The following is a 13,881-nucleotide window of genomic DNA, read 5'->3' on the forward strand; positions in this document are numbered from 1 at the left end:
ATGCTCTAAATAGCCATCCCAAAAGGGTGGCTATTTTTTTATATATTAGCTGTTATAACACTTGGTTATGCCGAGAATAACCTTATAATACTTATTGATTGTTAACTAGATTTTATAAAACGTAGCAAGGCAAATTAAATGCAAGAAAGCGTGATGAAAGCGTGGTGGGATTCCTCGCACATGGCAGGTGCCAACGCTGCCTATGTTGAAGAGTTGTATGAAACCTATTTAGAAGACCCTCAAAGCGTCTCTGAAAATTGGCGACAAATCTTCGATAACCTCCCCAAAGTCGATGGCGTAGAGTTAGAAACCAATCATACAACTATCAAAAATCAGTTTAGGCAACTTGCTGCGTTAGGGCCCACAGCCCGCATGTCTAGCCCGTCTGTGCCTTCGGCAAATGTTTCAGACGATAGGCAAGTTAAAGTTCTCCAGTTAATCAACGCATATCGTTTCCGCGGTCATCAGCACGCTAATTTAGACCCACTTGGTCTTTGGAAGCAGGCACGTGTACGCGACTTAGAATTGTCTCACCACAGCCTTTCTGAACAGGATTTTGATTCAGTATTCAATGTAGGTTCTTATGCCATTGGTAAAGAGTCTATGCCGCTAGGTGAGCTGTTTAAATCTCTTAACCGCACATACTGTGGTTCTATCGGTGCAGAGTACATGCACATCACCGATACTGAACAGAAGCGTTGGTTACAGCAAAAGATTGAATCAGTTCAAGCCAAACCAGAAATCTCACGCGATGAAAAATTAGGCATTCTTAAAGGTCTAACCGCAGCTGATGGTATGGAAAAATACTTGGGCTCTAAATTCCCAGGTGCGAAGCGTTTCTCACTAGAAGGTGGTGACGCTCTAATTCCTATGCTGAAAGGTCTTATCACTAAAGCCGGTACAGCAGGTACTAAAGAAGTTGTTATCGGTATGGCCCACCGTGGTCGCTTGAACGTGTTGGTTAACGTTCTTGGTAAAAACCCTTCTGTTTTGTTTGATGAATTCTCTGGTAAGCACGATGACTCGCTAGGTGCGGGTGATGTTAAATATCACGCAGGTTTCTCTTCAGACTTCGCGACTCCGGGCGGCAATGTTCACTTAGCACTAGCGTTTAACCCGTCTCACCTTGAGATTGTAAATCCTGTAGTTATGGGTTCTGTACGTGCACGTCTTGCGCGCCGCAATGATGACACGAATACAGTACTGCCTATCACTATTCACGGTGACTCTGCAATTGCTGGTCAGGGTGTAGTACAAGAAACCTTCAACATGTCGCAAACTCGCGGCTTTGCTGTAGGTGGTACGGTTCGTATTGTGGTAAATAACCAAGTTGGTTTCACCACCTCTAAGACTGAAGATACTCGCTCTACGCAGTACTGTACTGACATCGCCAAGATGGTACAGGCACCAATTTTCCACGTGAACTCTGACGATCCAGAAGCGGTTGCCTTTGTGACACAGCTTGCGCTTGAATATCGCAATAAGTTTAAGAAAGACGTAGTAATTGACCTTGTTTGTTACCGTCGTCATGGGCACAACGAAGCGGACGAGCCAAATGCAACGCAGCCGTTGATGTACCAAAAAATTAAAAAGCACCCAGTTCCACGAGCGCTTTATGCTGATCAGCTAATTGCTGAAGGCGTCATTGAGCAACGTGATGCTGATCGCTACCTTGAAGAATATCGCGAAGCGCTAGATCACGGTGCATGTGTTGTTGAAGAATGGCGTCCGATGACAGAGCACAGTGTAGACTGGTCTCCGTATTTAGGTCACGACTGGGATACACCATACGACGGCGCGCTTTCAGTTGAGAAGCTTAAAGAGCTCGGTGAATCAATCACCACTATTCCTGAGGATCACAAGCTTCAGTCTCGTGTTAACAAGCTTTACCAAGACCGTAAAGCCATGGTTGCTGGCGACAAAAAGCTAGATTGGGGTATGGCAGAAAACTTAGCTTATGCCACAATTGTTGACGCTGGTGAAGACATTCGTATTACAGGTCAAGATTCTGGCCGTGGTACTTTCTTCCACCGCCACGCGGTATTACACAATCAAAAAGACGCATCGACGTACATGCCTCTGCAACATATTCGCGAAGGCCAGGGTGAGATTGAAATTTACGACTCTGTACTTTCGGAAGAAGCAGTAATGGCATTTGAGTATGGTTATGCGACAGCAGAGCCTACGTGTCTGACTATTTGGGAAGCCCAGTTTGGTGACTTCGCCAATGGTGCGCAGGTTGTATTTGATCAGTTCTTAAGTTCAGGTGAAGCGAAATGGGGTCGTCTGTGCGGTCTAACAGTATTGCTTCCACATGGTTACGAAGGTCAGGGGCCAGAGCACAGTTCTGCACGCCTTGAGCGTTTCCTTCAAATGTGTGCTGACCACAACTGGCAAGTGTGTGTGCCTTCCACACCTGCACAGGTATATAACATGCTTCGTCGTCAAGTTGTTCGCCCAATGCGTAAACCACTTATCGTGATGTCGCCTAAGTCATTGTTGCGTCATCCAATGGCGGTATCATCGTTAGAGGAATTAGCAGAAGGTAAATTCCATAACGTCATCGGTGAAATTGACGATATCGATCCTAAGAACGTCAAGCGCGTCGTTATGTGTTCAGGCAAGGTTTACTACGATTTGCTAGACCAACGCCGTAAAAATGAGCAAACAGACGTTGCAATCATTCGTTTAGAGCAACTTTACCCATTCCCACAAGAAGAATGCGCTAAAGTTGTGGCACAATACAGCCACGTAAAAGATTGGGTTTGGTGTCAAGAAGAGCCTCAAAACCAAGGCGCTTGGTACTGTAGCCAACACCACTTCTGGCAAGCAATTCCAGATGGTGCAAAATTAACATATGCAGGCCGTGATGCATCCTCGTCACCTGCAGTAGGTTATGTATCCGTTCACAACCAGCAACAGAAAGCCCTGGTTGAAAACGCACTCACAATTAAATAAGGAACAGTAATGACAATTGAGATAAAAGTTCCGGTTCTACCTGAGTCAGTTGCCGATGCCACCATTGCAACCTGGCACGTAAAGGCCGGTGACGCAGTTAAACGAGACCAGAACCTGGTTGATATTGAAACTGATAAAGTGGTTTTAGAAGTTGTGGCGCCAGCGGACGGTACAATCGGTGAGATTCTAAACGAAGAGGGTGCAACTGTTTTAGGCGAGCAAGTTATTGCTAAACTAGAAAAGGGTGGTGCTGCTGCACCAGCTGAAGCTAAAACAGAAAGCAAAGCGAAAGACGATTCTAAATCAGATGCGGCTCCAGCGGCTTCTGGAAAAACATCTGATGTTAAAGTACCAGTACTTCCAGAGTCTGTAGCTGACGCGACAATCGCAACGTGGCATGTGGCTGTGGGTGAAGCAGTTTCTCGTGACCAAAACTTGGTTGACATCGAAACTGACAAAGTAGTACTTGAAGTTGTGGCTCCTGCAGACGGTTCACTAGCTGAAATCATCGCAGAAGAAGGTGCGACTGTTACAGCTGAAGAAGTTATTGCGAAGTTTGTAGAAGGTGCGGCAAGCGGTGCTTCTGCTCCAGCAGCATCTAGCGAAAGCGATGACAGTGAAGACAGCAGCGATGCGCTTAGTCCGTCTGTACGTCGTCTACTTGCCGAAAAAGGCGTAGACGCAGCTAAAGTGAAAGGCACGGGTAAAAATGGCCGTATCACTAAAGAAGACGTAGAAAAGTATCTTAAAGGTGGTGATAGCTCAGCTAAGGCAGCGCCTGCGGCAGCTGAAGCACCAGTGGCAGATTTACCAACGGGTAACCGTACTGAGAAGCGTGTTCCAATGACGCGTCTTCGTAAGACTATTGCGAATCGCCTACTTGAAGCGAAGAACTCTACAGCAATGCTAACTACGTTTAACGAAGTTAACATGAAGCCTATCATGGACCTTCGTAAACAGTATCAGGAGAAGCTTCGAAAAACGTCACGGCATTCGTTTAGGCTTTATGTCGTTCTACGTTAAAGCAGTTACTGAAGCACTTAAGCGCTTCCCAGAAGTTAACGCGTCAATCGACGGTGATGACATTGTTTATCACAACTATTTCGATGTATCGATTGCCGTATCTACACCACGTGGCCTTGTTACGCCAGTACTTAAAGATACTGACACACTCGGTATGGCTGGTGTTGAGAAAGGAATTAAGGAACTAGCACTTAAAGGTCGTGACGGTAAGCTGTCATTGGCTGAACTACAAGGTGGTAACTTCACAATCACCAACGGTGGTGTGTTTGGTTCACTAATGTCTACACCAATCATTAACCCGCCGCAAAGCGCAATCTTGGGTATGCATAAAATCCAAGACCGCCCAATGGCAGTTAATGGCAAAGTAGAAATTCTACCAATGATGTACCTAGCGCTTTCTTATGACCACCGTATCATCGATGGTAAAGAATCAGTTGGGTTCTTGGTAACAGTTAAAGAGATGCTAGAAGATCCAACACGTCTACTTCTAGACGTATAAGACTTTCGTCTCGCTTAATTGTGGTTGGGCGCTTGGCTTGTGTTATCTTGCTTAGCGCCTAACGCAACGCTGATATTTACCCTATAATATCAGTCTTAATAATCAAGTCGCATTTGCGGCTTTTGTCTTACTAAAAATCGGATAGAAACACCATGAATTTGCATGAATACCAAGGTAAGCAGCTATTCAAAGAATACGGTTTGCCTGTTTCTGAAGGATACGCAGCAGACACTGCTCAAGGTGCTGTAGAAGCCGCTGACCGAATTGGCGGAGAAGAGTGGGTAGTTAAGTGTCAGGTACACGCGGGCGGTCGCGGTAAAGCTGGCGGTGTAAAGCTAGTTAAAAACAAAGACGACATTCGCGCTTTCGCTGAAAACTGGCTTGGCAAAAATTTGGTGACTTTCCAGACTGACGAAAACGGTCAGCCTGTGAGCAAAATCCTAGTTGAATCTTGCACAGATATCGCTAACGAGCTTTACCTTGGTGCAGTAGTTGACCGTACAACCCGTCGCGTTGTATTTATGGCATCTACTGAAGGTGGCGTTGAGATTGAAACTGTTGCAGAAGAAACTCCAGAAAAAATTCTTAAAGCTGAAATCGACCCAATTGTAGGTCCTCAGCCTTATCAAGCGCGTGAAATGGCGTTCGCTCTAGGTCTTTCTGGCGTTCAAATTAAGCAATTCACTCAAATCTTCCTTGGCCTAGCTAAGATGTTTGAAGAGCTTGACGTTGCGCTTATCGAAATCAACCCACTAGTTATCAAAACTGACGGTAACCTACACTGCCTAGACGCAAAAGTAGGTATCGACGGTAACGCGCTATATCGTCAGCCTAAGCTGAAAGATATGCAAGATCCTTCACAAGAAGATGCGCGTGAAGCTCATGCTGCTCAGTGGGAACTAAACTATGTTGCGCTAGACGGCAATGTAGGTTGTATGGTTAACGGTGCAGGCCTAGCAATGGGTACTATGGACATCGTAAACCTACACGGTGGCAAGCCAGCTAACTTTCTAGACGTTGGTGGCGGCGCAACTAAAGAGCGTGTAGCTGAAGCATTCAAAATCATCCTTTCTGATGACAATGTTAAAGCGGTATTGGTTAACATCTTCGGTGGTATCGTTCGCTGTGACATGATTGCAGAAGGTATTATCGGTGCTGTTAAAGAAGTAGGCGTAGAAGTACCAGTAGTTGTGCGTCTTGAAGGTACCAATGCAGAGCTTGGCCGTGAAGTTCTAGCGAACTCTGGTCTAGATATCATTGCTGCTGAATCGCTAACTGATGCAGCGCAGAAAGTTGTTGCTGCAGCGGAGGGCAAATAATGTCTGTATTAATTAATAAAGATACTAAAGTAATTTGTCAGGGTTTCACTGGCGGTCAGGGTACTTTCCACTCTGAGCAAGCAATTGCTTACGGTACGCAAATGGTTGGTGGTGTAACTCCAGGTAAAGGCGGTACTGAGCACCTAGGTCTTCCAGTATTTAATACTGTACGTGAAGCGGTAGAAGCAACTGGCGCAACTGCAACAGTTATCTACGTACCAGCACCTTTCTGTAAAGATTCAATTGTTGAAGCTGCAGATGCGGGTATCGAGCTAATCGTATGTATCACTGAAGGTATCCCAACGCTAGATATGCTTTACGTTAAAGAATACGTAGAAGCGAAAGGCGTTCGCATGATCGGTCCAAACTGCCCAGGTGTAATCACTCCTGGAGAGTGTAAAATTGGTATCATGCCTGGTCACATCCACAAGCCTGGTAAAGTTGGTATTGTTTCTCGCTCTGGTACGCTTACGTACGAAGCGGTTAAACAAACTACTGACGAAGGTTTCGGCCAGTCTACTTGTGTTGGTATCGGTGGTGACCCAATTCCTGGTTCAAACTTCATCGACATCCTTCAGATGTTCCAAGACGATCCACAAACTGAAGCTATCGTAATGATCGGTGAGATCGGTGGTACTGCAGAAGAAGAAGCGGCTGCGTTCATTAAAGAGAACGTAACTAAGCCAGTTGTTTCTTACATTGCTGGTGTTACTGCTCCTCCGGGCAAGCGTATGGGTCACGCTGGTGCAATCATCGCAGGCGGTAAAGGTACTGCTGACGAGAAGTTCAAAGCACTAGAAGACGCAGGCGTTAAGACAGTACGCTCACTTGCTGAAATCGGCAAGGCGCTTCGCGAGACTACTGGTTGGTAAGCTAACGCTTAACAATTTTGTGATAAAAGCCCGCATTTAGCGGGCTTTTTTGTTTTTAGTATTATTAAGTTTCAGAGTTTCCGTAAGCTTGCAATCGTATTCACATTGTTATGATTATGTTTACGAGCAGCCTTTATAACGTATGCGGTAGGCGGTACTGAACTTGCACTTAATACGGGTTATAGCAACTGGTACGCGAATTTAACCGAGGGTAAAGATCATAATCGGTAAGACTTCGCTCTAGAAACGATTAAAAATGACTATTCAGTCAATGACCTTGATGGGGAATTAGATACGTTGGAATCTATGGGTATTATTTGGGTGAAAGGCGAGGCCGATGCGAGCGAGGAATCCGCCAATGGAAAATTCAATAACCTCACTTCTTTAGTGTATTAATTACGTTCAGCATTAAGGTCCGATGATTTACCGGTTGTTATTGGGAAAATTACCGATTCTGAACAAGGTCAACAAAATATTATGCCATACACAGAAAGGGTACATTCAGCGCAGTAGCTTTTTGTTGAATCAGAGTTGCGCAACTTACATGTCTAGTTCTGATGTATACTTATATGACGATGACACTTGGCACTAAATCAGTGAAAGTTTTATACAAATGGGAAAGGACGCTGCGCTAGCTTATAAGCGAGCCGAAAAAACGTGTGATTTTGAAGATGATTAGAAAATAATTAGCCTTTAACTATTGCTATTTCTAGAAAAGCCTCGTTTTTACGAGGCTTTCTAACTTAAGTACGTCAGATTACTTTCATTTCCATGCTTTAGAAAACCCTAGTTCTGATATTCCTGCAAAATCTTTTAATCACTGTAAAGGTTTAGTTTTAATGAAATATAATTTCATATGAGTTTTACAAAAAAGCCGTTAGACGGCTCATATGTTGTAAAATTACATCAATATTTCGTTGTGACTTGTTAAAACTGTGTTGCATAAATTTTATTGAATACGTATGCAGGCAATTGTGCAAAACCTAGGGCATCTATAGCATTGTCCCCGTGAAATGTATTGTCATTTATTTGTCATAAGAACAACAAAAAGACAACAACTATAACCGTATGGGACACCCGTTTTATGAAACAATTTAAACCCAACCTAATCAAAGCTGCGCTTATTTCAGGCGGTATGGCATTTGGTAGTGCACCTGCACTAGCACAAGAAGCAAACACTGATGCTGTTGATGAAGCTAATCTAGAAGTTATTCAAGTAAGCGGTATTCGCGGCAGTCTACAGCGTGCACAAGCCATTAAAATGGACAACACGTCAATTGTTGAAGCGTTATCTGCTGAAGATATCGGTAAACTTCCAGACACCAGTATTGCAGAGTCAATTGCACGTCTTCCTGGCTTAGCGGGTGAACGCCGCAACGGTCGTACTAGCGGTATATCTGTTCGTGGTTTTAACGAGAACTACGTAGGTACTACACTTAACGGTCGTGAACTTCTAGGTATGGGCGATAACCGTGGGGTAGAGTTCGATCTTTACCCAACAGAAATTGTTTCAAATATCCTTGTTTACAAAACGCCTGAAGCTGGGCTAATGACACAAGGTATTGGTGGTACAGTCGATATTCAGACTGTAAGGCCATTAAGTGCTGAACGAACTTTTGCGTTTAACGGTACTTATGAAGCAAACGAATATGACGCTGGTAACCCTGACTTCGATAACAATGGGCATCGCTTGTCGTTTAACTATGTTGACCAGTTTGCTGATGACAAGTTAGGTTTAGCGTTAGCCGTAGCTGATATGGAATCGCCTCGTCAGGAGGAATACTTCAGAGGCTGGGGTTACGCAACAGCAAATGCTGATAACGCGGTTGAGGGTGTTGAAGTTCCAGAAGGCACAGTAATTCTTGGTGGCCACGATTCTTTCACGCGTTCAGCGATGCTTGAACGTACCTCAATAGCTGGTGTTATTGAATACGCTCCTACAGACGACCTTAGAATTCAATTCGATGCGCTTTACATTGATTTTGAAGAGAATGATGCCCGTCGCGGTGTTGAGGAAGGCGGTGCCGAATGGGGTACCAGTGCGTACACTATTACTGGCGTAGAAGATGGTTTGGTTACATCGGGTTTTTATGACGGCTTCCTTTCGGTAATTCGTAATGATTCGCGTCAACAGAAAGCTGAGCTAACTACATTTGGCTTGAACGTAGAATATGCGTTAAACGATAACTGGACAGCTACGCTTGATCTTTCAATGGGTGAAGTTGATAAGACAATCACTGATATTGAGAGTTATTCGGGAGTTGGTCGAGCAGGCGTGAACGGCAGACCCGTTACACCACGTTCATGGCAGATGACTTCTTCAGGCGCAGTATACAGCGCGCATCCAACGCTAGATAGCGTAGACCTTACTGATCCAAATGCAATCTTCCTTGCAGGCCCACAGGCTTGGGGTGGCTCGTTAGCGCCAGTGGAGCGTTTCCAAGGGGTTGAAGGTTTCGGGCCTGAAACGGCACAGGATGGTTTTGTTAACGAACCTGATTTTGACGAGACGCTTGATGCAGTTCGTATTGATATCGAAGGTTTTGTTGAGTGGGGCATTTTTTCGAAGTTCAGTGCAGGTGTGAACTACCAAGATCGTGAAAAGACGAAAGATAATAACGGTGCGTTCTTAACAGCGCCAACATGGCCTAATGCTGAGTTAGTACCAGATCCAATTGGTGTAGCCGATCTAAGCCACATTGGCATAGATGGTGTTCTTGCCTACGATTCACTGGGTTTATACCGTAGCGGCTTCTATATCGAAACAGAAGCTGAACTATTTGAAAATGGTCGTTTCGGTGATTCATACACAATTAGTGAAGAGCTATTAACCATTTACACCAAGCTTGATATTGATACAGAAATTAACGGCGTTTACATTTTAGGTAATGTTGGTGTTCAGGTTGTTGACGTTGACCAGCAGGGCAGTGGGTTTAATACGGTTACTGGACCAACCGGCTTTACAGAAATCGCTCCTGTTTCGGACGGTACTTCGTATTACGATATTTTGCCAACAATCAATTTAAGCTTTGAGTTTGCAGAAAATCAGTTTATCCGTACTGCAATGGGTAAGGTAATCAGTCGCCCACGTATGGATGACATGAGACCTAATAACACAGTTAGTTTCACATTTAACGACCAGCAGATTATTTCTACAAATCCAAATAATGGTCCTTGGTCAGCAGGTGCGGGTAATGCGCGTCTTAAACCGCTAGAAGCTAATCAATTTGATATCGCGTACGAGAATTACTTTGCTGATACCGGATATTTCGCAGCAAGTTTCTTCTACAAAGATCTAACTAACTGGCATGTTGCGGGTCGTTCGTTCAATGACTTCTCTAACGTATATATCGAAGGTTTCCACCAAACATCTGGAAATACGGATATTAATGACGACGGTCTTACCAACGATGCTGATATTGTCGCACCAGGTACTTTTATCGGGCCAGTAGATTTTAGAGAAGATGGTCTAGAAGGTTTTGTTCGTGGATGGGAGCTTCAGGGTAGCTTACCTCTTGAATTGGTTCATGATTCACTAGAAGGTTTTGGCTTGTTTGCAAGCGCGACCTTCTTAGATGGTGAGCTTGATAATGGCGATCAAGTACCAGGTTTGTCTGATGAAACATACTCATTAACTGCTTTCTATGAAAGCAACGGTTTTGAAGTACGTGTTTCGGCAACTAAGCGCGATGAGTTTGCAACCGAAACCCGTGCGCAGAGTTTGTCACTTGCTCAAATTCAGGACAACGGTGTTAAACAAGTTGACGCGCAGATTGGTTATGATTTCAGCGAATCAGGTATTGAATATCTGCAAGGTCTTCGCGTTACGCTTCAGGGTCAGAACTTGACAGATGAACCAACAGTACGTGTTAATCCTGGAGATAGCCGCCAGATTATTGAACACCAAAGCTTTGGTCGTAACTTCCTACTTGGCTTCAACTACACATTCTAAGTGGTTGTTGAAACATCGCTTGTTATATGCGAGCGCTTAAACGAGTAACATTAAACAAGCCCCAATTCACGTAATGTATTGGGGCTTTTTGTTGTATAGCACTAGATGTCATGATATTTAGAGATGATAGTAATGTGGGCACAAAAAAATGCTGACGGCAGAAATATGATGAACAAAGCGGTAAAAAATGTAGTTATTGTAGGTGGTGGCACGGCAGGTTGGATTTCAGCAGCGGTAATTAAGCGTCTTATCGGTGCGGGCGTAAACGTAACCTTAGTTGAGTCTGAAGAGATCGGTACCGTCGGTGTTGGCGAAGCAACTATTCCACCTATTATTACACTAAATAATGTTTTAGGAATAGATGAGAAAGAGTTCTTACGCGAAACAAACGCCACCATGAAACTGGCGATTAAGTTTGAAAACTGGCGGGTAGAAGGGGAAAGCTATTTCCACACTTTTGGCGCCCCGGGTAAAAGCTACGCTTTTTGTCATTTTCATCATTATTTCAAACGCGCTCAAGAGTTAGGGCTATCTGACTCGATATGGGAATACGATCTAAACTACCTTGCCTGTAAAGCGGGTAAATTTGCCCATATCAAATCTCCCGATCCAATTATAGAAATGCCGTATGCCTATCATTTTGATGCGTCGCTGTACGCTCGATTCCTTCGTAAGAAATGTGAGGCGATGGGCGTTACTCGCAAAGAAGGCATTATTACTGATGTTAAACAGGATGCTGACAGCGGCTTTATTACCGGGGTGACGCTTAAAGACGGTGCTCATATCGAAGGCGACTTGTTTATTGACTGTTCAGGGTTTAAAGGGCTACTTACGCAGCAAACACTGAATACCGGCTACGAGGATTGGTCGCATTGGTTACCTTGCGACCGGGCAGTGGCTATGCCTTCAGAGCGTCACGAACATACCCGTCCTTATACTCGTTCGATTGCGCACTCTGCAGGTTGGCAATGGCGTATTCCGCTTCAGCACCGCAATGGTAATGGCTTAGTATACAGCAGTAATTATTTTTCTGACGAGCAAGCACTAGACATACTATCAAGTAACTTAGATACCAAACCACTTGCCGATCCTAATTTTATTCGCTTTAAAACAGGGCGAAGACGTAAGCAATGGAATAAAAATGTAGTGGCTGTAGGGCTTTCTAGTGGATTTTTGGAGCCCCTTGAGTCAACCAGTATTCATCTCATTCAGTCTGCAGTAGTTAGGTTAATTCACTTATTCCCACACGAAGGGTTTAAGCAATATCAGATAGATGAGTACAACAAGCAGTCTCAGCTTGAATATGAACAAATACGTGATTTCATTATTTTGCACTATCACGTCAATGAAAGAACTGACTCGCATTTTTGGAAAGACTTACGAGAAATGGATGTACCAGACAGTTTAACCCATAAAATAGAGCTATTTAGAGAGTCAGGAAATTTGTTCAGAGAGCAAAATGATTTATTCCTTGAAAGCTCATGGCTGCAAGTACTGATGGGACAAGGGGTGATGCAGAAAGACTACCATCCACTTGCCAATGCATTGTCTGAACAAAAGCTGCAAGAGTTGATGCAAAACATTAAACGCATTAAGAATGAACCTATCGGAAAAATTGCAACTCACGATGACTTCTTAAAGCAGTTCTGTGGTTAGAATCGAACTATGAATAAACCAACCCATATCGTTATAGCCGGGGGCGGCACCGCCGGCTGGATGGCAGCAAATTATTTTGCGCACAAATGGTCATCGGACAAGGTTAAGGTAACCCTTGTTGAATCTCCTGAGATTGGCATCATAGGTGTGGGGGAGGGCTCTACACCCACACTTAAACGTTTCTTTGAGGAACTCAGCATAGCCGAAAGCGACTGGATGCCTAAGTGCAATGCAACGTATAAGACAAGCATTAAGTTTAATGATTGGAGTCCGGGGTCCGGTGTAAAACAATATCGGCATCCATTTATTTCTCAAACTGATACCTTTACTCAACGTGCTTTTGAGGTCAATTGTCGGACTCGTAGATTAGGGCTTGATACGCACGTTAGCCCTGAAGACTTTTTGATAAATGGCGTGTTGGCAAAGCAAAACAAAGCGCCGCTTACTCCGGAAAACTTTCCATTTAGAATGGAATACGGTTATCACTTCGACAGCGCGTTGCTAGGCAACTATCTGCACGATGTGGCGGTTGGTCAAGGCGTTAATCACGTTAGTGGCATTATTAGTGATGTGGCGCTACATCCTAGCGGCGATATTAGCCATCTCGTAACGGATAAAGGCAGTATTGAAGGAGATTTTTTCGTTGACTGTACAGGCTTTTCTTCAACCTTATTACAGCAGGCTTTAGGTGTAAAATTTAAGTCTTATTCTGAAAACTTATTCAACGATTCTGCAGTAGTTTTACCCACACATGCACAAGAGAATATTCAAGTAGAAACTCAGTCTACAGCACTTTCTAACGGTTGGTGTTGGACAATACCGTTACAAAGCCGCACAGGTAATGGCTACGTTTACAGTGCTGCTCATTTATCGAAGGATAAGGCCGAAGAAGAATTGCGACATCACCTAGGTCTTGAAAACAGCGATATTGAAGCCAGACACCTTAAAATGAAAGTAGGGCAAGTTGAGCAGCACTGGCAGAACAACTGTTTGGCTTTAGGGCTATCTCAAGGGTTTATAGAGCCGCTTGAAGCAACGGCACTTCACCTTGTGCAGATTTGCATTGAGTACTTCACAGATATGTTTGAAAAGGGTGGTTTCTCTAACACCGAGAGAGCCGCTTATAATGCGTTTGCCAAAGCACGTTTCGACAGAGTGAGAGACTACATTGTCGCGCACTATAAACTTAATACCCGTGACGATAGTGATTATTGGCGCGCAAACAGAAATAACATGGAGCTGTCAGACTCACTTAAATCAATTATTAATACATGGTTTCAACGTGAAGATCTCGCCAATGAGATTAAGCGTCAAAATATAGGAATGCACTGGGATTCAGTATCATGGCATTGTTTATTCGCGGGTTATGGTGCTTTTCCACCGCTGGCACAGAATCAACCCGGTCGAGGCGACTTATACAAAGAGCAAAACATCGAACGTTTTGTACAGGGTTGTGCTTTGAACTTTAAACAACATAATGTCGTGCTTGAAACGCAACAAAGCTAAAAGTGACAACCTTGAAAGTCAGGAATAACTATTAAGGTTGGTATAATTCCTCATAAGTAACCACACTAATCTCTCGAATCTCTCCATGCAAATGCG

General features: G+C 44.1%; 6 protein-coding genes and 1 pseudogene. All 7 read left to right on the forward strand.

All coding sequences use genetic code 11. From position 1 onward, the window contains the following. The first annotated feature begins 138 nt into the window (after positions 1-138). The 7 genes and pseudogenes from ACYX4M_RS16295 (at position 139) to ACYX4M_RS16325 (ending at position 13,785) form a co-directional block, all read left to right on the forward strand. Entirely contained in the window at positions 139-2,958 is a 2,820-nt protein-coding gene (locus ACYX4M_RS16295) for a 2-oxoglutarate dehydrogenase E1 component (RefSeq protein ID WP_476080904.1), read from the forward strand. 9 nt (positions 2,959-2,967) lie between these two features. After that, positions 2,968-4,480, forward strand: a pseudogene (gene odhB / locus ACYX4M_RS16300) (2-oxoglutarate dehydrogenase complex dihydrolipoyllysine-residue succinyltransferase). Between the two features lie 152 nt (positions 4,481-4,632). Next, the gene (sucC, locus tag ACYX4M_RS16305) at positions 4,633-5,799 is read left to right on the forward strand and encodes an ADP-forming succinate--CoA ligase subunit beta (protein ID WP_012518365.1); all 1,167 of its coding nucleotides are present in this window, start codon (positions 4,633-4,635) and stop codon (positions 5,797-5,799) included. Next, positions 5,799-6,671, forward strand: coding sequence for a succinate--CoA ligase subunit alpha (sucD, locus tag ACYX4M_RS16310; RefSeq protein ID WP_025255209.1), 873 nt, complete (start codon positions 5,799-5,801; stop codon positions 6,669-6,671). The genes sucC and sucD overlap by 1 nt, the downstream gene beginning before the upstream one ends. A 1,084-nt stretch (positions 6,672-7,755) precedes the next feature. Next, complete coding sequence (locus ACYX4M_RS16315; protein WP_476080905.1) at positions 7,756-10,623, forward strand: TonB-dependent receptor; 2,868 nt, start codon at positions 7,756-7,758, stop codon at positions 10,621-10,623. 168 nt (positions 10,624-10,791) lie between these two features. Further along, entirely contained in the window at positions 10,792-12,279 is a 1,488-nt protein-coding gene (locus ACYX4M_RS16320; protein WP_476082897.1) for a tryptophan halogenase family protein, read from the forward strand. A 9-nt stretch (positions 12,280-12,288) separates the two neighbouring features. Further along, the gene (locus ACYX4M_RS16325; RefSeq protein ID WP_476080906.1) at positions 12,289-13,785 is read left to right on the forward strand and encodes a tryptophan halogenase family protein; all 1,497 of its coding nucleotides are present in this window, start codon (positions 12,289-12,291) and stop codon (positions 13,783-13,785) included. Positions 13,786-13,881: the final 96 nt, after the last annotated feature.

It is taken from the genome of Alteromonas sp. ABV4_150, assembly GCF_056311745.1.

What these genes read in the sequence shown, in the direction of transcription:
- ACYX4M_RS16295 (WP_476080904.1), top strand. Translation starts at nt 139, where the DNA reads ATGCAAGAAAGCGTGATGAAAGCGTGGTGGGATTCCTCGCACATGGCA.
- sucC (WP_012518365.1), top strand. Translation starts at nt 4,633, where the DNA reads ATGAATTTGCATGAATACCAAGGTAAGCAGCTATTCAAAGAATACGGT.
- sucD (WP_025255209.1), top strand. Translation starts at nt 5,799, where the DNA reads ATGTCTGTATTAATTAATAAAGATACTAAAGTAATTTGTCAGGGTTTC.
- ACYX4M_RS16315 (WP_476080905.1), top strand. Translation starts at nt 7,756, where the DNA reads ATGAAACAATTTAAACCCAACCTAATCAAAGCTGCGCTTATTTCAGGC.
- ACYX4M_RS16320 (WP_476082897.1), top strand. Translation starts at nt 10,792, where the DNA reads ATGAACAAAGCGGTAAAAAATGTAGTTATTGTAGGTGGTGGCACGGCA.
- ACYX4M_RS16325 (WP_476080906.1), top strand. Translation starts at nt 12,289, where the DNA reads ATGAATAAACCAACCCATATCGTTATAGCCGGGGGCGGCACCGCCGGC.